Source organism: Pseudomonas sp. URIL14HWK12:I12, assembly GCF_003097135.1.
GTDB lineage: Bacteria > Pseudomonadota > Gammaproteobacteria > Pseudomonadales > Pseudomonadaceae > Aquipseudomonas.
Genome location: NZ_QEQL01000006.1, coordinates 36,981 through 57,277, shown reverse-complemented (window position 1 = coordinate 57,277; position 20,297 = coordinate 36,981). Strand labels below are relative to the sequence as shown.

Sequence of the window (20,297 nt, the reverse complement as noted above, 5' to 3'; positions counted from 1 at the left end):
CCTGGCTTTCCCGCCCGGTGCTGCGCGCCGGGCGGTACACACCTTCATGAGTAAGTGCCGATGAGTTCCGTCGCTGCATTGCCCAAGGCAACGCCCGTGCTTGACCGCCTGCAGGCTTGGCTTCCCAAGCTGGTGCTGGCGCCGAGCATGGTTGTGGTGCTGGTGGGTTTCTACGCCTACATCGGGTGGACGTTCCTGCTGTCGTTCACCAATTCAAGTTTCATGCCCAGCTACAAGTTCGTCGGGCTTGCCCAGTACATGCGCCTGTGGGACAACGACCGCTGGTGGGTGGCGAGCAAGAACCTGCTGGTGTTCGGTGGCCTGTTCATTCTGGTCAGCCTGGTAGTGGGGGTGCTGCTGGCAGTGCTGCTGGACCAGCGCATTCGCCGTGAAGGCTTCATCCGCACCGTGTATCTGTATCCAATGGCGCTGTCGATGATCGTCACCGGCACTGCCTGGAAATGGCTGCTCAACCCCGGCATGGGCCTGGACAAGCTCCTGCGTGACTGGGGCTGGACCGGCTTCACCTTCGACTGGCTGATCAACCAGGACCGGGTGATCTACTGTGTGGTGATCGCGGCGGTATGGCAGGCGTCCGGCTTCGTCATGGCGATGTTCCTGGCAGGGCTGCGCGGCGTCGACAGCTCGATCATCAAGGCTGCACAGGTCGACGGCGCAAGCCTGCCGACCATCTACCTCAAGATCGTGCTGCCTAGCCTGCGCCCGGTGTTCTTCAGTGCCTTCATGATCCTTGCCCACATCGCGATCAAGAGTTTCGACCTGGTCATGGCCATGACCGCAGGCGGCCCGGGCTATTCCTCTGACCTGCCGGCGGTGTTCATGTACTCGTTCACCTTCAGCCGTGGGCAGATGGGCATGGGGTCGGCGAGCGCCATGCTGATGCTGGCGGCGATCCTGGCAATCCTGGTGCCTTACCTGTATTCGGAATTGCGAGGCAAGCGCCATGACTAGCACAGCACTCAAGCCGGCGCTGACCCCCAGCCGCGTGTTGATCTACGCAATTCTGATCCTGGCATGCCTGGTCTATCTGGTGCCGCTGGCGGTAATGCTGCTCACCAGCTTCAAGACGCCTGACGATATCAGCACCGGGAACCTGCTGAGCCTACCGGCCGCCTTCACGACCATCGGTTGGGAAAAAGCCTGGGCCTCGGTGCATGGCTACTTCTGGAACTCGGTGCGCTTCGCGGTGCCAGCGGTGCTGATCTCCACGGCCGTCGGCGCGCTCAACGGGTATGTACTGTCGATGTGGCGCTTTCGCGGCTCGCAGTTGTTCTTCGGGCTACTGCTGTTCGGCTGCTTTCTGCCGTTTCAAACCGTGCTGCTGCCGGCCTCTTTCACCCTCGGCAAGATGGGGCTGGCCAACACTACGGCGGGCCTGGTGATCATGCACGTTGTGTATGGCATCGCCTTCACCACGCTGTTCTTCCGCAACTTCTACGTCGCCGTACCCGAGGCACTGGTCAAGGCGGCGCGGCTCGATGGCGCAGGGTTCTTCACCATCTTTGGCAAGATCCTGCTGCCGATGTCGGTGCCGACCATCATGGTCTGCGTGATCTGGCAGTTCACCCAGATCTGGAACGACTTCCTTTTCGGCGTGGTGTTCGCCAGTGGTGATGCACAGCCGATCACCGTGGCGCTGAACAACCTGGTCAATACCAGCACGGGGGTCAAGGAATACAACGTAGACATGGCCGCGGCGATGATCGCCGGGCTGCCGACCCTGCTGGTGTATGTGCTGGCGGGCAAGTATTTCCTGCGCGGGCTGACTGCCGGCGCGGTAAAGGGGTAACGCAATGGCAACGCTTGAACTGCGCAACGTCAACAAGTCCTACGGCAGCGGGCTGCCGGACACCCTGAAGAACATTCAACTGAGTATCGACTCGGGAGAGTTCCTGATTCTGGTCGGCCCCTCTGGCTGCGGTAAGTCGACCCTGATGAACTGCATCGCCGGCCTGGAGAACATCACCGGCGGCGAAATTCTGGTCGACGGGGCCGATATCAGCCGCATGAGCCCCAAGGACCGCGACATCGCCATGGTGTTTCAGTCCTACGCGCTGTACCCGACCATGACCGTGCGCCAGAACATCGAGTTCGGCCTCAAGATCCGCAAGATCCCGGCCACTGAAATCGACCAGGAAGTCGCACGGGTCGCCAAGCTGCTGCAGATCGAACACCTGCTTGGTCGCAAGCCCAGCCAGCTGTCCGGGGGGCAACAACAGCGCGTGGCGATGGGCCGGGCCCTGGCACGCCGGCCTAAGATCTACCTGTTCGACGAACCTCTGTCGAACCTGGACGCCAAGTTGCGCGTTGAAATGCGCACCGAAATGAAGCTGATGCACCAGCGCCTGAAGACCACTACGGTGTACGTGACCCACGACCAGATCGAGGCCATGACGCTGGGTGACAAAGTCGCGGTGATGAAGGACGGCATCATCCAACAGTTCGGAACGCCCAGCGAGATCTACAACGAGCCGGCCAACCTGTTCGTGGCCAGCTTCATTGGTTCACCTCCAATGAACTTCATTCCGGTCAAGCCTGTGCGTGAAGGCGGGCAGTGGGTTGCGCCGCTGGACAGCGGCCAGGGCCAGCTGAACCTGGCCCTGGGCAACAGCGATCATGACCTGACAGGCCGCGAGCTGATCCTGGGCCTGCGCCCCGAGCAACTGGCGTTGGCCGTGGAGGGCACGACCGTGCGGCTCCCGGCCAAGGTGGACGTGACCGAGCCCACCGGCCCCGACACTTTGGTGTTCGTCACCATCAACGGCACCAAAGTGTGCTGCCGTGTCGCACCCGACCAGGCGCCTGCCGTGGGCGCTGCCATGGTGGTCGGTTTCGATGCCGGCAAGGCCCTGCTGTTCGACGCCAAGAGCGGCGAACGCCTGGCCATCCAGAGCAACACACCGGCTGAACCATCGGCCGGCAACATCGCGCAGTTCAAAGGGCGGTGAGGGGCGGTACGCCCGGCGATAACAACAATAAACGCAAACAATAATGAGGGTGATCAAGGGATGAACATGCGTAATCACACATCTGCCAAACACACACGCGTGGCTCGCAGCCTGTTCGTGCTTGGCGCCATGAGCCTGGCGGTCAGTGCTCAGGCTGCCGGCGAATTCGGCCAGTTCGATGCCTCGCAATACGCCACGGGCGATTGGGGCGGGCTGCGCAAGGACCTGTACGACAAGGGCTACGACTTTACCCTTGAGTACGTCGGCGAAGCGGCCAGTAACGTCAAGGGCGGCTACGACCACGACACCACTGCGCGCTACAGTGACCAGTTCGCACTGGGCGTGAAAATGGACCTTGAGAAGATTCTGGGCTGGCAAGGCGCGGACTTCCGGTTCACTGTGACCGAGCGTAGTGGGCGCAACGTTGGCAACGACCGCATCAGCGACCCGCGAGCAGGTATGTTCAGCTCGCCGCAGGAAGTCTGGGGCCGTGGCCAGACCTGGCGCCTGACCCAAATGTGGTACCGCCAGCGCTACCTGGACGACAAGCTCGACGTGAAGGTCGGCCGCTTCGGGCCGGGTGAAGACTTCAACAGCTTCCCGTGCGATTTCCAGAACTTGGCGTTCTGCGGTTCGCAAGTGGGCAACTGGGTCGGCGGCATCTGGTACAACTGGCCAGTGAGCCAGTGGGCTGCGCGGGTGAAGTGGAACTTCAACCCCGAGCTTTATGCCCAGGTGGGTGCCTTCAACCAGAACCCGTCGAACCTGGAAACCGGCAACGGCTTCAAGCTTAACGGCAGCGGCACCAAGGGCACCATCTTCCCCGTGGAGCTGGTGTGGTCGCCTCGCGTGAATGGCCTGCCGGGCGAATACCGCCTCGGCTACTACTACAGCACCGCCAAAGCCGATGATGTCTCCGAGGATGTCAATGGCCAACAGCAGGCGGTCACCGGCGGTGACTTCAAGAGCCACGGCAGCAAGCACGGCTGGTGGGTGGTTGCGCAGCAGCAGCTCACTTCGCACAACGGCGATGCCAGCCGCGGCTTGAGCGTGTTCGCCAACGCCACGGTGCACGACAAGGCGACCAACTTCATCGACAACTACCAGCAGGTAGGCCTGGTGTACAAGGGCTTGCTCGATGGCCGGCCGAAGGATGACATCGGCGTTGGCGTAGCACGCATTCACGTCAACGACGATGCCCGCCGCCGCGCAGACCTGATCAATACCCTCAACGGCATCGGTGACTACGACAACCCGGCGTTCGTGCCGGTGCAGGACACCGAGTACGATGCTGAGCTGTACTACGGCTTCCACGTCACCAACTGGCTGACCGTGCGCCCGAACGTTCAGTACATCAAGCATCCGGGCGGTGTGGATCAGGTTGACGACGCTGTAGTCGTGGGCCTGAAGGTGCAGTCGAAGTTCTGACAACTGCCCTGGCACCTGTCTCGGCAGCTCATGCCGGGGCAGGTCAGCCTTCAGGCATTACCGAAGAGTGATGATGGCTGATCAGCCATTGCCCATCGCGGTAGCGGTACACGTAGCTGTAGCGCGCCTTGGCCTGGCTGCCATCGGCGAACGAGAACGTGTAAGTACCGACGTCTGTTGCCTTGTTGCACCCGCTGACGACAAAGCGCTCATCTATGGCGCCGCTGGGCCCTTTGGCCAGGAAGTGCTCGAAATAGTCCGCGATTGACGCACGGTCGTTACGCAGTTCATTCGAAAGGGTGGGCAGCAGTACGGCGTCCGGGGCGTACAAGCCAGCCATCTTGCCCGCATCTCGGGTTGCCAGGGTTTGGTTCCAAGTGTCGAAAAGCGCGTGGATCTGCTGATCGCTCAGGCTGGCACAGGTGGTGGATTGCGCGTGGGCCATGGCACTGAATCCTGCCAATGCCAACCCGATCGCGATGCTAGAACGTTTCATGTATGACCTCCGATGAAAAACGGAGGCCACGTTAGCGATAGAAGCCAGCATTACCTATCAGAACACTCTGCAATGCCGAAACGTTGGTCGGCTGCTGCCGTGCAGCCAGTGCTAGCCCTGCTCCAGGGGGTAGCGGCTGGCATTGAGGCTTTCTTTTATCTTGCGCAAGTGCGGCTGGAAATCAGAGCCTCGGCGCAGGGTCATGCCCGTGGCCAGAACGTCGAGCACCGTGAGCTGGATGATTCGCGATGTCATGGGCATGTAGATGTCGGTGTCTTCTGGCAAGGGAATGTTCACGCTGGCGCTGCAGGCTTGGTCCAATGGCGAGCCGGCGGCTGTCAGGCCCAGCACCGAGGCGCCGTTTTCTCGGGCCGTTCGCGCTACCTCCACCAGTTCCCGCGTGCGACCGGTGTAGGAAATGATCACGAACAGTTCTCCGGTGTGCGCTACCGAGGCAAGCATGCGCTGCATCAGAACGTCTGCATGAGCGCTGACAGGCAGGTTGAAACGAAAAAACTTGTGCAGCGCATCCTGTGCCACGGGCGCAGAGGCGCCCAGGCCAAAGAAGTGGATTTGCCTGGCCTGGATCATCATGTCCACCGCGCGGCTCACCTGGCGCGGGTCGATCTGCTGGCAGGCGGTGTCCAGCGAAGCGATGGCGCTGGCGAAGATTTTTTGCGTATAGGCGGCCGGCTCGTCATCGGCGGAGACTGCGCGGCTCACGTAGGCGGCGCCACTGGCCAGGCTCTGCGCCAGTTGCAACTTGAGCTCGGGATAGCCACTCACATTGAAAGAGCGACAGAAACGATTGACCGTCGGCTCACTGACCGATGCCGCCTGGGCCAGCGCAGCAATGCTGTAGCGGGTGGCTTGCTGAGGGTTTTGCAGGATAACCTCGGCGACTTTGCGTTCTGCCTTGTTCAAGTGATCGAGGCGTTCCTGGATCTGTTCGAGGAGGTTACGCACTCGCTCCATGCTGGGCTCCTTGGGCGTTTGTGAGGCTGTCTTCGCGGGTGGTCTATCGTACTGGGGGGTAGGCAGGTTCACCACTGCATTCTGTTAGCATGCTCGCTTTGTTGTTTTATTACTACATTTGGCCTTGAGGCTTGCGAGCAAAACCGTAATACTTGTTCAACTTGATAAAAGAATTCATATCATGATTTCGATTTCTGAGCCTTGCACCTTTGCCTTGTTCGGCGCTATGGGAGACCTGGCGTTGCGCAAGCTGTTTCCAGCGCTGTTCCAGCTCGACCGTGCGGAGCTGCTGCATGAGAACACACGCCTGTTGGCGTTGGCACGAGAGGCGGGCGATGCGGCGTATCACCTGGGGCAGATCGAAGAGCACCTGCGAGAGTTCGTGCCAGCCGAGCAGCTCGAAGAAACTGCTCTTGCGCGCTTCAAGGCGCGGCTTGAATACGTACACGTGGATTTTCTCAAGGCCGACGACTACGTGACACTCGCCGAGCGCATCGGCGACAGCGGCACCGTGATTGCCTACTTCGCGACACCTGCTGCCGTGTATGGGGCGATTTGTGAAAACCTCGCTAAGGTGGGCCTGGCTGACCGCACGCGTGCTGTGCTGGAAAAACCCATCGGCCATGACCTGGAATCCTCGCGCACGGTCAATGATGCCGTAGCGCGTTACTTTCCCGAGAACCGCGTTTACCGCATCGACCACTACCTAGGGAAAGAGACGGTTCAGAACCTGATCGCGCTGCGCTTCGCCAACAGCCTGTTCGAGACCCAGTGGAACCAGAATTACATCTCCCACGTGGAAATCACCGTGGCCGAGAAAGTAGGCATCGAGGGGCGCTGGGGTTACTTCGACAAGGCTGGCCAGCTGCGAGACATGATCCAGAACCACCTGGTGCAGCTGCTGTGCCTGATTGCCATGGACCCGCCAGCGGACTTGTCCGCCGACGCTATCCGCGACGAAAAGGTGAAGGTGCTCAAGGCCCTGCAGCCGATTACAGGCGAAGCCCTGCACACCCATGTGGTGCGGGGTCAATACATCGCCGGCTACAGTGAGGGCCGTGCCGTTCCCGGCTACCTGGAAGAAGAAAACTCCAACCCTCACAGCGACACGGAAACCTTCGTGGCCCTGCGTGCCGACATCCGCAACTGGCGCTGGGCCGGGGTGCCCTTCTACTTGCGTACCGGCAAACGCATGCCGCAGAAGCTGTCGCAGATCGTGATTCACTTCAAGGAACCCCCGCACTACATCTTCGCCCCGGAGCAGCGTATGCAGATCAGCAACAAACTGATCATTCGCTTGCAGCCCGACGAAAGCATTTCTCTGCGGGTAATGACCAAGGAACAGGGGCTGGACAAGGGGATGCAACTTCGCAGTGGCCCACTGCAGTTGAATTTCTCCGATGCCTACCGCAGTGCGCGAATCCCTGACGCGTACGAGCGGCTGTTACTGGAAGTGATGCAGGGCAACCAAAATCTGTTCGTCCGCAAAGACGAAATCGAATACTCGTGGAAATGGTGCGACCAGTTGATCGCCGGTTGGAAACGTTCCGGCGACGTGCCCAAGCCCTATGCGGCGGGCTCCTGGGGGCCGATGAGCTCCATCGCACTGATTACCCGCGACGGGAGATCCTGGTATGGCGATATCTGAACTGAAGCTGCCCAAGCACCTGGCAGCCCATGAATTCACAAGCCCACCGCTGCTGGCCGAGTCATTGGCCGAGCGGGTGGTCGAGCGGCTGCGTGACGGGATCGAGGCGCGCGGCCACGCAGCGTTGGTGGTGTCCGGCGGCCGTAGCCCGGTGATGTTCTTCCAGGCGCTAGCCCGGCTGGTGCTGGACTGGAGCAAAGTCACCATCACCCTGGCTGATGAGCGTTGGGTTCCTGTCACCCATGCCGACAGCAACGAAGGGTTGGTCAAACGCTATCTTCTGCAAGGTCCGGTGGCCAAGGCGCACTTCATCGGGCTCTACCGTGCCACTGACAGCCAGGAAGAATCCGCAGCCCAGGCGGACCACGCCCTGGCTGAACTCGGCGAGATCGACGTGCTGGTGCTGGGCATGGGCGACGATGGCCACACCGCCTCCCTGTTCCCTGCAAGCCCTGGCCTTGCCGAGGCGCTGGCCGAAGATAACCCGCGGCGCTGTGTGCCCATGTTGGCACCGAGTGTGCCGCACCAGCGGCTGAGCATGACCCGCTCTCTGCTGGCGGGTGCGCGTTACCCGATCCTGTCCATCCAAGGGCAGGGCAAACTCGACACGCTGCGCACGGCGCTGGCCGGGGACGACCTGGCGCAGATGCCGGTTCGCGCTTTCCTGAACGCTCCACTGGACATCTTCTGGTGCCCCTGAAAACAAGGATCAGTCGCCATGACGCCTGAACGCAAAGCCCTGATGCAGGACAAGATCAAACAGATCGACACCCTGGCCGCCACTGCGCGGATCCTGCCGGTCATCGTGATCAATTCGGAAAGCGAAATTCTGCCGCTGGCCGACGCACTGGCCGCCGGCGGGCTGACTGCGCTGGAGGTCACACTGCGCTCGCAGTATGGCCTGAAGGCTATCAAGCTGCTGCGCGAGCATCGCCCCAATTTGCTGGTAGGCGCCGGCACCGTGCTGGACCGCGACATGCTCAAGGCTGTCGAGGACGTGGGCGCACAGTTCGTGGTGACCCCAGGTTGCACTCAGGACATGCTCGAGGCGGGTGTCGACAGCCCGATCCCCTTGCTGCCGGGCGTGGCAACCGCCTCGGAAATCATGATGGGATATGCCCTGGGCTATCGCCGTTTCAAGCTGTTTCCCGCTGAGATCAGCGGTGGTATAGGCGCGATCAAAGCGTTCGCCGGGCCTTTTGGCGACGTACGCTTCTGCCCGACGGGCGGGGTCAACACCACCAACCTCAATACCTATATGCGCCTTAAGAACGTGATGTGTGTAGGCGGCACTTGGATGCTGGATAAAGCCTGGATCGAGGCTGGCCAATGGGAGCAGGTCGAGCGATGCAGCCGCGAAGCGCTGGCGTTGCTGGACTAAAAAATTTGTTTCATGGCTTTTAGGGGCGCTTGGTCGGCGCCCCATTTTTTTGCCTGCGCAAAGGGTCCAGTAAACTTTTCAGGCCGTTGTGGTCGATCTCGTGCATCAGGGCCAGCAAAGTACCCAGCTGGCCCTTTGGAAAGCCTTCTCGAGCGAACCATGCCAGGTAGTGGCCGGGGAGGTCGGCAAGTAACCTGCCCTTATATTTGCCGAACGGCATGGGCTGAGTTACAAGCTGTTCAAGCATCTCGGGGTTCATTATCTGGCACTTTAAATACTGCGACGAATGTTGGATTTGGAATTGCATTTTGCAATGCAATTTCTTTGGAGTAGTGCAGAACAACTGACGCTTCTTTCAAGTCGTTTTCCCAAATCCATGATTTAAATAAGCTTTTTGGCTGATCAGTTCTTGGCACGTCTTCTGCAGAGTTGTTAAGCATCATCTCATCAGAGGACAGCTTCATGACCAAGTCTGGCAAAGACGTTGTATCAGTGCTCAACCACCTTATCGAAACCTGCAAAGACGGCCAAGAAGGGTTTAGAACCTGCGCTGATGACGTGAAAAATGCTGAGCTCAAGAACCTGTTTCTCAAACGCGCCATCGAATGCGAAGTGGCCGCTGGCGAGCTGCAGGAGGCAGTGACTCTGCTGGGCGGCACGCCAGAGGATTCAACTAGCTTCTCCGGTGACCTGCATCGCCGCTGGGTAGACCTGAAATCTCTGGTCACCGGTAAAAGTGAAGAGGCCATTCTCAATGAAGTTGAGCGTGGTGAAGACGTAGCGCTCAAAGCCTACAAAGAGGCCCTGGACGAACCGCTCCCCGCAAATGTGTTCTCCATCGTGGAGCGCCAGTACCACGGCGTGCAGCGTAACCACGACCAAATCAAGGCCTTGCGCAACATCGCCCGCGCCAGCTGATTACCGATTTACCGATCATCGCTCGTGCCAGCACATGCTGGATCCCTCATTGCGCCGGCTCTGCCGGCGCTTTTTTTATGGCCGGGTTCTGAAGCAATTCATCCTCATGAGAGCAGACGCGATTGCGGCCTTGCGCCTTGGCTTGGTAAAGCGCCTGGTCGGCACTGCATAGCAAGGTGCTCAGTGGCACGCTGGGCCGAGCGCGCAGGGCGCTGACGCCGATACTCACCGTTACTTTGGAAAGCCCAGGCCCCATTGGCGGGTGAATTTGCACAGCCTTGCGAATGGCCTCGGCTAGCACCAGAGCCCCATAGAGATCGGTTTGTGCGAGCACCACCACGAACTCTTCGCCGCCATAACGGGCCGCCAAGTCGGCAGGGCGGTGGATGCAGTTGCCGATGATCTGGGCAACACCTCGCAGCGCGCTGTCGCCGCCGTGATGGCCATGGCGTTCGTTGAACACCTTGAAGTGGTCCACGTCGATCATCAGCAACGCCACCGTGTCGCGATTGCGCTGAGCACGCAGCCACTCCACGGCGAGTGTCTGATCCAGGCGGCGCCGATTCGCAAGCCCGGTAAGGCCGTCGGTCATTGCAAGGTTCGCCAGGTTCAACTCGGCGCGCTGTCGGCGGTTGAGCTCACGGCGCAGCAGCAGCGTAAGCACGAAGATGCCCAGGCATAGCGCAACGGTGGCTGCGCCCACCATGGCTGCGGTGCGCCGCCAGGGCCCGAATACCTGCTCGGTAGAGACGCCCACCACCACCCTCATGGGCAGCTTGCCCACCTGGGTATAGGTGTACACGCGCTCCTTGCCGTCCAGCCCGGACATTCGGGTGACACTGCCTGTGCGGCCGCCGTCGAGAAACTGCCGCATGCCCGGTGCGTGGCTGAAGTTCTGCCCCACCACTTCATCGTTGCCTGTGAGGGGTTCGCGCGCCAGGATATAACCAGCATCGCTGATGAGGCTGATGCTGCTGTCCACGCCGATGTTCAGGTCACGAAACAAGTGATTGAAGTAATCCAAGCGCAACGCGCCGGTGGCAACGCCCAGGAATGTTCCGTCCGGGGCCTCGATGCGACGGCTGAAACTGATGCACCAGCCCAGCTCGCCCAGCGTGTCGCGGAACGGCGGGCTGATGTTCAAGGCATTGCCGGGATGATCGCGCAGGTACTGAAACCCTGGCCAAGCCCCGAAATTGCCGGGCCGCGGTGGCGAGGCTACCGAGTCTGCGACCACGTTGCCCTGGGTATCGAGCCATAGTACGTCGCCACGCAGCGGGGCAGCGATGGCACGGCCGAACAGCATCTGGTGGCGCAGGCGCGGAGGAATATGTGCAAAGTCGGGGTTACTCACGGTTTCGGCCAGCCCCTGCAGGGCCAGGTCGTAGAGCTCGGCGTTACGCTGTACATCAGCCTCTATCAGCTGCGCAATGTTAGCTGCGTTGCGTACCGCCGATGCTCGCGCAAGGCTATGCTCGCGAGCCAGCAGAAATGCCACTAACCCGACAATTGCCAAGATCCCCGCCAGGCATCCGGCTGCCAGTAGCCGCTGTGCGCGGGCATTATGCGAGGTCGTGGTAATGGGCATAGGGCGCACTGGCCGTTGGTTGGGGGCGGTATGATAGGGAGCGCGTCGCCCCCTCACAAGCTGCACATTCAGCGGGTTTCGGCGATCTTTCAGGTCACCGGCAACTTCTTTGCGCACCAGAAGCCTGGTTTTACCTTTATTTTTAACGCGTTACAGGGGCGTTACACGTGCCTGGCCCCCGTATTGGTGCGAACGTACGTTCGAAAATAAACGTTAACCCGCCCTTGGCGCTGGCTGGGTGGCTCGCTGATGAAAGCAGGCGCGGTGTTCGCCCCTCACCGGCCTCGCCGGTGAAACCAGCGCTCAAGTTGCAGGTAGATGATCGGCGTGGTGAACAACGTCAGCAACTGACTCACCATAAGGCCCCCCACCACCGCAATGCCCAGCGGTTGGCGCAGCTCCGCACCGCTACCATAGCCGAGCATCAACGGCACCGCCCCCAATAACGCGGCGAGGGTCGTCATCACGATGGGCCGGACCCGCGCAAGGCACGCTTGGCGGATCGCCTCGTGCGGCGTGAGGCTGGCCTCACGCTGAGCGTTGAGGGCAAAGTCGATCAGCAATATGCCGTTTTTCTTGACGATACCGATCAGCAGCACCAGCCCGATCAACGCCATGATGGTGAAGCTCTGCCCGCTCAGCCAGAGCAGTGCGAGGGCCCCCAGGCCCGCTAAAGGCAGGGTGGAGATGATCGTCAGCGGGTGCACGAGGCTTTCGTAGAGCACGCCCAGGATGATGTACACCGCCACCAAGGCCGCCAGGATCAGCCAGGGCTGGCTGGCCAACGAACTGCGAAACGCCTGCGCGGCGCCCTGAAAGCTACCGGTGACGTTTGCCGGCATGCCGATCTGTTTCTGCGCCTGCTGTAGCTGGTCCACCGCATCGCCCAGCGCCACGCCGGGCGCCAGGTTGAACGACAAGTTGGCGGCCGGAAACATACCGTCATGTGCAATCGACAACGGCCCATTTTGCGGTGTGCCCACATGCGCCAGGGCGGCCAGTGGCACCTGCTCGCCGGTCAGCGGCGAGCGCAGGTAGAACCAATTCAGGCTTTGCGCCTGGCCACGCTGGGCTGCGTCGAGCTCCAGAATCACTTTGTATTGGTTGGTGTCGGTCTGGAATTCGCTGATCTGTCGCTGGCCAAAGGCGTCGTAGAGCGCCTGATCCACATCGGCGGTAGTGATGCCGAAACGGGCGGCCGCGCGTCGGTCAATGTCGATCGGCGTCACGTTCGCACCCAGTTGCAGGTCGTTGGAAAGGTCACGAAATGCGGGCATCTGGCGCAGTGTATCGGTCAGCCGCGCGGCCCAGTAGTTGAGCGCAGCGCCATCATTGCTCTTGAGCACGTACTGGTACTGGCTGCGGCTGGGGCCTGAACCCAGGTTGATGTCTTGGCCGGCGCGCAGGTAGAGCACGATGCCGGGCACCTGGGCAAGCTTGCTGCGGATCCGATCAATGAATTCACTGGCCGACACATCGCGTTGCTCACGGGGTTTGAGCGAAATCCAGAAGCGACCGTTGGCGACGGTCTGGTTGCTGCCACTGACGCCCACCGAGTGCGACCAGGTGCGCACTGCAGGGTCGACGGCGATGATTCGCGCTAACGCCTGGTGCTTGGCCATCATGTCGGGGTAGGAGATGTCGGCCGCCGCCTCACTGGTGCCGAGCACAAAGCCTGTGTCCTGAACCGGGAAGAAACCCTTGGGGATGTACAGGTAGCCGGCCATCGCCAGCACCAGCGAGGCTGCGAACAGGGTCAGCAGCGTACGCGGATGCCCCAGTGCGCTGTCGAGCAACCGCTCGTATCCGGCCAGCAGCCTTTCGCTGGCACCGCGCCTGCCGTGCGCATGGGGTTTGGGAGCCTTCATGAACAGCGCTGCGAGCGTCGGCGCCACGGTGAGCGAGACGAGCACCGACACCAGGATGGTGCCTGTCGCGGTCAGTGCAAACTCCTTGAACAAACGGCCGACCACCCCGCCCATGAACAGCAACGGAATGAAGGCGGCGATCAGCGAGAAGCTGATCGATACCACGGTGAAGCCGATTTCAGCGCTGCCTTTGAGGGCTGCCTCCAGGCGCGACTCCCCTGCTTCCAGGTGGCGATGGATGTTCTCCACCACCACGATCGCGTCGTCCACCACGAAACCGACGGCAATCACGATTGCCATAAGCGTCAGGTTGTTCAGGGTGAAACCCATCACATACATCAATGCAAAAGTCGCCACCAGCGATACACCCAACACCGCGCAGACAATCAAGGTGGCCGACAGTTGCCGAAGGAACAGCGCCATTACCGCGATCACCAAGGCAATGGCGATGGCCAGGGTAAGCTCGACTTCATGCAGCGAGGCGCGGATGGTCTGGGTCCGGTCGTTGAGCGTCTCGATGTCCAGGGTCGCCGGCAAGCCGGCTCTGAGGGCGGGCAGTGCAGCCTGGATGCGTTCGACGGTATCGACGATGTTGGCGCCGGGCTGGCGCGAGATGACCAGGTTCACCCCTGGCTGGTCTGCCGACCACGCTTGCACGTAGTCGTTTTCGGCACCTGCGCTCACGGTGGCAACATCGGCCAGGCGAATGGCCGCGCCGCCGCGGTAGGCCACAATCAGGTCGGCGTACTCTTCTGGCTTGAACAATTGGTCGTTGGCACTGAAGGTAGAAAGGCGGCTGTCGCCGTAGAGCGCACCCTTGGCCAGGTTCAGGCTTGTTGCCTGGATGGCCAGGCGCAGGTCGGCTAGGGTCAGGCCAAGGCTTGCCAGGCGATCGGCCTTGGCTTGTACACGGATGGCAGGGCGTTGCTGGCCGACGATATTGACTTGGCCAACACCTTCGATCTGGCTGATCTGCCGAGCTAGCAGGTTTTCGACCGCATCGCTCAGTTGCGGGCCGGTCAGGCTGCGTGAGCTGACGCCCAGTATCAGCACAGGGCTGTCGGCCGGGTTCACCTTGCGCCAGGTCGGCAGGCTCGGGAGGTCGCGTGGTAGCTTGCCGGCAGCGGTGTTGATCGCGGCCTGCACTTCCTGTGCGGCTGCATCGATGTTCTTGCTGAGGTTGAACATCAGCGTCAGGGTGGTGGAGCCCAATGCGCTGTTGGAGGTCATCTGGGTGATGCCGGGGATGGCGCTGAACTGCACCTCCAACGGCGTGGCCACGGAGCTGGCCATGGTTTGCGGGCTGGCGCCGGGCAACTGGGCGCTGACCTGCAGCGTGGGGAATTCCGCCTCGGGCAGCGGCGCCAGCGCAAGCCGCCCAAATGCCAAGGCGCCCAGTAGTACCAGCGCGGCACTGAGCAGAAGGGTGGCGACCGGATGGCGAATGCACCAGGCGGAGGGAGAGCGGCTCACGGCTGCGCGCTCAGCGCAGCAGGGTCTGGCGCAGGCTCATCCGCGATCACTTGCACCTGTGCACCGGGGCGCACGCGAGACTGCCCGTCGCTGATCAGCAGGTCACCCGCTGCAACGCCCTCGACCACGATCACTTCGCTGTTCTGGTCCAGTACCTTGACCGGCACCGCTTCGGCCAGATCGTTCCTGACGCGGTACACGAAGGTGCCGTCGATTCCGCGTTGCAGAACTCGGCTGGGAATCACCAGCGCCCCTTTGTAGACCTGCGTTTGCAGTTGAATATTGACCAGTTGCCCCGGCCATAGCGCCAGGTTGGGGTTGGCGAATTCGGCCTTCGCACGCAGCGTGCCTGTGCTGCTTGAAACCTGATTGTCGATCACCTGCAAGTAGCCGGTGGCAAGCGGTGTGCTGGCCGCCAGCTCGCCGCTTGGCAACGCCAGCACCGGGGCTGGGGTTGGGGCGCGCAGCAAGGCTTGCAAGGTGGGCAGCTGCTGCTGGGGCAGGGCGAACTCCACGGCGATAGGGTCCAGTTGCGTGACGCTGAACAGCCCCTGGGCATCGCTGACGCGCAGAAAGTTGCCTACGTCAACGTTGCGGATGCCGACGCGGCCCGCCAGCGGCGAGTGAATCTGGGTGAACGACAGCTTCACCGTGGCTACCTGCACAGCTGCCTGGTTGCCGAGCAGGGTGGCGGCCAATCGATCGCGCTGGGCTTGTTGCTGATCGAGCTGCTGGCGCGAGATACCGTCGTCCTTGCTCAAGGCTTTGTACCGGCCCAGGTCGGCCTCGGCCGCGCGCAACTCGGCACGGGTTTGGGCTAGCCCTGCCTGAGCCTGTGCCAGTTGCGCGCGCCAGTCGCGATCGTCAAGGGTTGCCAGTAGCTGGCCCTTTTCCACGAACTGGCCTTCCTTGACCCAAAGCCGCATCAGTGTGCCGTCCAGTTGTGGGCGGATCACCACACTCTGCAAGGCGTGCACCGTGCCGATGCCGCTGACACGGCGAGGGATATCGGCCTGTTCGACGGTCGCCACTTTGACCGGCACCGCTTTTACGGGATGGCCGGCCGGGCTTTCGTTGGCAGAGTTATGCCAGAGCGCAGCGCTGGCCAGCACGGCAAGGACGGTGCAGGCGAGGATCGAGCGAGTCAGGGTACGCATCGAGAAACCGAACCGGTGGATAGGGGGGGCAGCGCATCGCGCAGGCGCCAAGTGTGCCGTGAAAATGACATCACTGACAGCTGAAGAATCATGCCGCGAGGGAAGCTAAAGCGTTTAAGGGAGAATTTACCCATTTTCCTACAGAGTTATCGGAATCATCTAATAGCTGCCGAAAAACCGAGTCATGAAACTTAGTGCTTTCCGTGGCGGGGAAGCCGTTGATGATCAATGTCGTATCTGGCCTTTCACCCTGTGTATGGCAGTGTGTGTACAGCGTTCTCGGCAACCTGCCGGCTGCAGGCGGCCTCCATGATTCCCTGGCGCTGGCCGGGGGCGCGGCCGGGGCCTGGGTCGCCGCCCGCCAGCGGCTGCCCTCGTTGGGCTGGTTATCGGTGGGGGCCGCAATCGGCGGAGTGTTGATGCACGCGCAGGCCAATCAGTGGCTGGGCGAACGTCTGGTGGTGCTGGGCGGGTGGTTGATTACCCTTTGAGCACCGTGCGCGCAGCGAGCACCAGCGAGTCGGTCAAGTCTGGCGAGGAAAACTTCGTCAACACAGCATTGGCCCCGGCGGCCTTGGCGCGCTCTGCGTTCATGGCGCTGTCCAGTGAGGTGTGCAGCAATATATAGAGGTCGTGAAAGTCCGGGGTATCGCGCAGGGTTCTGGCCAATGCAAAACCGTCCATCTCCGACATCTCGATGTCGCTGACCAGAACGTTGATCTGCCCCGGGGTGCCCTGAAGCTCCAGTAGCACGTCCAGCGCCTCCCTTGCACTGCGCGCGGTTCGGCACTCCAGGCCCAGGTTGCGCAAAGTGAGGGTCGACTGCTGCAAGGCGACCTGGCTGTCGTCCACCACCAGGATGCGCGCCTGGGCGAGCAGCCCGGCTTCTTCAGCGCTCAACGCTTGCTCCTTGGACGGGGCAATCTCGGCGGGCGCTATGCTGTGGATGACCTTTTCGATGTCCAGCACTTGCACCAGCGCGCCATCCACCTCCGTGACCCCGGTGATGAACGAGCGGTCGCCGGTGGCATAAGGGCGTGGGCGAATATCAGTGGTGAGGCAGTGGATGATCCTGCTCACCGCCTGCACATGCAGGCCCTGGCGGGACCGGCTAACGTCGGTAACGATCAGGCAACCTTCGTCGGGGTTGGCCAAGGGCCGTTCGCCGATGGCCCTGCTGAGGTCGATGACCGACAAGGTCGCTCCGCGCAGTGTGGCCACACCTTTGACGAACGGGTGCGACTCGGGCAGCCGCGTCAGCGGTGGGCAGGTGATGATCTCACTGACCTTCAGCAAGTTGATGGCCATCAGTTTTCCGCTTCGCAGGGTAAACAGCAGCAGCGACAGCGCGTCGGCATGGGCCTTGATGCTAGACATAGGGGCATTCTTCCAATCTGGTAGCAGGCTATCGGCTGCGCTCGCCCAGGCTTGAGCGGTTCGCTAGGCGCGTCAGTTGCCCTGGGCTGGTTTGATCTTCAGCCGCTGTGCCAGCCGGTTAAGGTTGGCGCGGTCTATGCCCAGCGCCCGAGCAGTGCTGGCCCATTGCATATGGTGCTGCTCCAACGTGCGCTGTATCAGGCCGCGTTGGAAATCGTCCACGGCCTCTCGCAACCCTGGCCCGTGGATAGGCAGTTCGCAAGCGCGGGCAGGGTTGGCCTGCGGCATGCTTTCGGAGGCAGCGAGGCCCAGTGTTTGCCCGGTCAACGTCACTACGCTGGCCGGCTTGGCGTCTCGCGGCCGTGCACGCAGCACGGCGCGGCTGATCGAATGCTCCAGCTCACGCACATTGCCTGGCCACGGATAGTCCAGTAGCGCGGTTTGTGCATCGCTTGAAAGGCGCAACCCGGCAAGGCCCAGGCGGCCTCGGTTCTGTTCGAGAAAGTACCCTGCCAGCAGCAACACGTCGCGGCCTCGCTCGCGCAAGGGGGGTACTCGGATCGGATAAACGCTCAGGCGATGATACAGGTCATCCCTGAACAGCCCTGCACGCGTACGCTCCGCCAGGTCGCGGTTGGTCGCTGCGATCACTCGTACATCCACGCGATGCTCCCGGTCCGAACCTACACGCTGCAGTTGCCCGCTCTGCAATACGCGCAATAGCTTGGCCTGGACCGGGAGTGGCAACTCGCCCACCTCGTCGAGCAGCAAGGTGCCACCGTCGGCAAGCTCGAACTTGCCACGCCGGTCGTTGGTAGCGCCGGTGAAGGCACCGCGCACGTGGCCAAACAACTCGCTTTCCACGAGTGTATCGGGCAAGGCCGCGCAGTTGAGGCTGACCAAAGGGCGGCCAGCGCGTGTCGAACCGCGGTGCAGGGCCTGCGCGACCAGTTCCTTGCCAACGCCCGTCTCACCGGTGACCAGCACCGTCAAGTGCGTGCTGGCCACGGTTTCGATCTCCTGGCGCAGGTGTTCCATGGCTAGGCTTTGGCCCATCATCGGGGCGCTCAGTGCCTGCGCAACGTAGCTGTCGGCGCGCTGACGTTCATGCTCGGCACGGGTCGCCAGCCGCTCAATGTGCTCGGCGACGCGTACGGTGGCAGCGGCGAGGGCGGCAAACGCCTGCAGTGTCGCTGAGGCATGCGCGGGGAAGCTGTCAGCGGTCAGGGCATCCAGGGTGAGCAACCCCCAAGGGCGGTCGTCAATGTAGAGTGGGCAGCCCATGCAATCGTGTACGTGCAGCTCGTCGCCCAAGCCTTCTATGAGGCCGTCGTAGGGGTCCGGCAAAGGGCTGTCGCTGGGAAAGCGAGTGGGTGCTGGCGAGTCGAGCAGAATCTGCAAGCGTGGGTGGTCGGCAACTTTGAATCGCCGGCCGAGCGTATCGATGCTCAGGCCGTCTACCGCCATGGGTTGAAGATGGCTACCGTCCAGGCGCAGCAGCGCGGCCGCGTCGCAAGGCAGTACCAGCCTCAGGCTCTGTAACAGGCGCCGGTAGCGTTCACGCTCGGGCAGGTCGCGTGCCAGGTCGGTAACCAAGGGGAGAAGCGCGGTCAGGAGTGCGTTCGAGGTCATTATGACTGCCTGTAGTCTTTAAGACTTCCTCGGCAGTGTAGTCGCTATGACTACATAAAGCTCTGATCCTTTGAAATAGGGGTGCTGAAGGTTGGCATGGGTTATGTAAAGCCATGGCATGTTCAACCCTTGGAAATCACCCCATGCTCAGTTCAGCCCACCGAGACATCATTCGTGACACCGTGCCTATGCTCGAAACCGGCGGCGAAACGCTTGCCCGGCATTTTTACCAGCTGATGTTCGAGCAATATCCGCACGTCAAGGCGCTATTCAATCCGGCGCATCAAGCACGGGGCGATCAACCTCGCGCCTTGGCCAATGCAGTGCTGATGTACGCCCGTAATATCGATCGCCTGGAGGCGCTGGGCCCATTGGTGACGCAAATCGTGCAGAAGCACGTTGCACTGCAGATTCTGCCCGAGCATTACCCGATCGTGGGCACGTGCCTGTTGACCTCCATCCGCCAGGTGCTGGGTGAGCAGGTGGCTACCGATGAGGTGCTGGATGCGTGGGCGGCCGCCTACGCCCAACTTGCCGACATCCTGATCGGCGCAGAGGAGGGGGAATATGCGCGCTTGGCACAGGCCCATGGGGGGTGGCGCGGTGGGCGGCTATTTCGGCTGGCGCGCCGGGTCGAGGAAAGCACGCACATCACCTCGTTTTATTTTGTGCCGGTCGATGGCAAACCCGTAGTGCCGGCGCTGCCCGGCCAATACATTGGCCTGCGTGTAATGCTGGAGGGCGAGGCACGGCGCAACTATTCGCTGTCGGCGCCCAGCGGCGATGGCGGGTACCGGATCAGCGTCAAGCGCGAGCCTGGCGGGCGGGTTTCGAACTATTTGCACGACCACCTGGCGGTAGGCGATACCCTTGAGTTGTTTCCGCCGGCGGGCGCGTTCGTGTTGCAGCCTGGTACAGGGCCGGTAGCGCTGATCAGTGCAGGCGTTGGCATCACCCCCATGTTGCCGATGATGCAGGCGGCGCTTGCGCAGGGCCGCACTGTGTATTTCATCCATTGCGCCCGTGATGCGCTAACGCAAGCCTTTGGCCCATGGCTGCAAGCGCAGGCTGGCCAGCACCCTGGGCAGCTCTTCTATTACCGCGTGCACGGGCAGGGTAATCAGTGCGATGCCTGCGGCCGCCTGGATGGCGAGCTACTGCGCCGCTGGTTGCCCGGAGGCAACGAACTGGATGCCTACTTCCTGGGGCCCGAAGCGTTCATGGCGGATGTGAAAGATTGGCTGGCCGAGTTGGGGGTGCCGGCCGCGCGATGCCATTGGGAGTTTTTCGGCCCGGCCAAGGCCTTGCAGCAATGCTAGGCCTTAATGTGCCTTTAACAGGGCACACCTTAACTGGGCACGGCCATCGGTGGTACCGTAGCCGCCCT

Annotated in this window: 19 protein-coding genes; 10 read left to right on the top strand and 9 right to left on the bottom strand. The window is 61.7% G+C overall.

Annotation, left to right across the window (positions count from 1 at the left end):
• The first annotated feature begins 60 nt into the window (after positions 1–60).
• From F474_RS17640 to F474_RS17625, 4 genes are all read left to right on the top strand, one after another.
• Positions 61–972: a carbohydrate ABC transporter permease gene (locus F474_RS17640; protein WP_097087532.1), complete on the top strand. Its 912-nt coding sequence runs from the start codon at positions 61–63 to the stop codon at positions 970–972.
• Entirely contained in the window at positions 965–1,810 is an 846-nt protein-coding gene (locus F474_RS17635; protein WP_097087535.1) for a carbohydrate ABC transporter permease, read from the top strand. The genes F474_RS17640 and F474_RS17635 overlap by 8 nt, the downstream gene beginning before the upstream one ends.
• Positions 1,811–1,814: 4 nt before the next feature.
• Positions 1,815–2,969 (top strand): ABC transporter ATP-binding protein, encoded by a 1,155-nt coding sequence (locus tag F474_RS17630; protein WP_097087537.1) that lies wholly within the window; start codon positions 1,815–1,817, stop codon positions 2,967–2,969.
• Between the two features lie 66 nt (positions 2,970–3,035).
• Complete coding sequence (locus F474_RS17625; RefSeq protein ID WP_256577812.1) at positions 3,036–4,397, top strand: carbohydrate porin; 1,362 nt, start codon at positions 3,036–3,038, stop codon at positions 4,395–4,397.
• 43 nt (positions 4,398–4,440) lie between these two features.
• Here the strand turns inward: F474_RS17625 and F474_RS17620 are convergent, their stop codons facing one another.
• The gene (locus F474_RS17620) at positions 4,441–4,893 is read right to left on the bottom strand and encodes an SgcJ/EcaC family oxidoreductase (RefSeq protein ID WP_097087542.1); all 453 of its coding nucleotides are present in this window, start codon (positions 4,891–4,893) and stop codon (positions 4,441–4,443) included.
• A gap of 111 nt (positions 4,894–5,004) precedes the next feature.
• Positions 5,005–5,859: a MurR/RpiR family transcriptional regulator gene (locus F474_RS17615; RefSeq protein ID WP_218191668.1), complete on the bottom strand. Its 855-nt coding sequence runs from the start codon at positions 5,857–5,859 to the stop codon at positions 5,005–5,007.
• A gap of 190 nt (positions 5,860–6,049) precedes the next feature.
• Here F474_RS17615 and zwf point away from each other — a divergent pair, with 190 nt between their 5' ends.
• From zwf to F474_RS17600, 3 genes are read left to right on the top strand one after another with little or no spacing between them, the layout of a single operon-like run.
• On the top strand, positions 6,050–7,516 hold the full coding sequence (gene zwf / locus F474_RS17610) for a glucose-6-phosphate dehydrogenase (protein WP_097087547.1): 1,467 nt from the start codon (positions 6,050–6,052) through the stop codon (positions 7,514–7,516).
• Positions 7,503–8,216 carry a 6-phosphogluconolactonase gene (gene pgl / locus F474_RS17605; protein WP_097087550.1) on the top strand — a complete coding sequence of 238 codons (714 nt, stop codon included), beginning with the start codon at positions 7,503–7,505 and terminating at the stop codon, positions 8,214–8,216. The genes zwf and pgl overlap by 14 nt, the downstream gene beginning before the upstream one ends.
• 18 nt (positions 8,217–8,234) lie before the next feature.
• On the top strand, positions 8,235–8,897 hold the full coding sequence (locus F474_RS17600; protein WP_097087552.1) for a bifunctional 4-hydroxy-2-oxoglutarate aldolase/2-dehydro-3-deoxy-phosphogluconate aldolase: 663 nt from the start codon (positions 8,235–8,237) through the stop codon (positions 8,895–8,897).
• Positions 8,898–8,916: 19 nt separating this feature from the next.
• On the opposite strand, the gene F474_RS17595 is transcribed toward F474_RS17600, so the two are convergent.
• The gene (locus F474_RS17595; protein WP_097087553.1) at positions 8,917–9,156 is read right to left on the bottom strand and encodes a DUF3820 family protein; all 240 of its coding nucleotides are present in this window, start codon (positions 9,154–9,156) and stop codon (positions 8,917–8,919) included.
• Positions 9,137–9,361, bottom strand: a complete 225-nt coding sequence (locus F474_RS22560; protein WP_125483386.1) for a hypothetical protein — start codon at positions 9,359–9,361, stop codon at positions 9,137–9,139. The genes F474_RS17595 and F474_RS22560 overlap by 20 nt, the downstream gene beginning before the upstream one ends.
• Between F474_RS22560 and F474_RS17590 the strand changes: the two genes are divergently transcribed.
• Positions 9,360–9,815 (top strand): PA2169 family four-helix-bundle protein, encoded by a 456-nt coding sequence (locus tag F474_RS17590; RefSeq protein ID WP_097087556.1) that lies wholly within the window; start codon positions 9,360–9,362, stop codon positions 9,813–9,815. The genes F474_RS22560 and F474_RS17590 overlap by 2 nt on opposite strands.
• A gap of 46 nt (positions 9,816–9,861) precedes the next feature.
• On the opposite strand, the gene F474_RS17585 is transcribed toward F474_RS17590, so the two are convergent.
• From F474_RS17585 to F474_RS17575, 3 genes are all read right to left on the bottom strand, one after another.
• Positions 9,862–11,403 carry a diguanylate cyclase gene (locus tag F474_RS17585; RefSeq protein ID WP_097087559.1) on the bottom strand — a complete coding sequence of 514 codons (1,542 nt, stop codon included), beginning with the start codon at positions 11,401–11,403 and terminating at the stop codon, positions 9,862–9,864.
• Between the two features lie 275 nt (positions 11,404–11,678).
• A complete protein-coding gene (locus tag F474_RS17580; protein WP_097087561.1) occupies positions 11,679–14,744 on the bottom strand; it encodes a multidrug efflux RND transporter permease subunit in 3,066 nt (1,021 codons plus the stop codon).
• Positions 14,741–15,901, bottom strand: coding sequence for an efflux RND transporter periplasmic adaptor subunit (locus F474_RS17575; protein WP_097087564.1), 1,161 nt, complete (start codon positions 15,899–15,901; stop codon positions 14,741–14,743). Before F474_RS17575 ends, F474_RS17580 begins: the two co-directional genes overlap by 4 nt.
• A gap of 221 nt (positions 15,902–16,122) precedes the next feature.
• Between F474_RS17575 and F474_RS17570 the strand changes: the two genes are divergently transcribed.
• On the top strand, positions 16,123–16,392 hold the full coding sequence (locus tag F474_RS17570; protein ID WP_097087567.1) for a hypothetical protein: 270 nt from the start codon (positions 16,123–16,125) through the stop codon (positions 16,390–16,392).
• On the opposite strand, the gene F474_RS17565 is transcribed toward F474_RS17570, so the two are convergent.
• The gene (locus tag F474_RS17565) at positions 16,382–17,278 is read right to left on the bottom strand and encodes a chemotaxis protein (RefSeq protein WP_097087569.1); all 897 of its coding nucleotides are present in this window, start codon (positions 17,276–17,278) and stop codon (positions 16,382–16,384) included. The two genes, F474_RS17570 and F474_RS17565, sit on opposite strands and share 11 nt — an antisense overlap.
• Before the next feature lie 72 nt (positions 17,279–17,350).
• Positions 17,351–18,910 carry a nitric oxide reductase transcriptional regulator NorR gene (gene norR / locus F474_RS17560; RefSeq protein ID WP_097087570.1) on the bottom strand — a complete coding sequence of 520 codons (1,560 nt, stop codon included), beginning with the start codon at positions 18,908–18,910 and terminating at the stop codon, positions 17,351–17,353.
• Positions 18,911–19,053: 143 nt separating this feature from the next.
• Here norR and hmpA point away from each other — a divergent pair, with 143 nt between their 5' ends.
• Positions 19,054–20,229, top strand: coding sequence for an NO-inducible flavohemoprotein (hmpA, locus tag F474_RS17555; protein ID WP_097087572.1), 1,176 nt, complete (start codon positions 19,054–19,056; stop codon positions 20,227–20,229).
• Positions 20,230–20,297 lie beyond the last annotated feature (68 nt).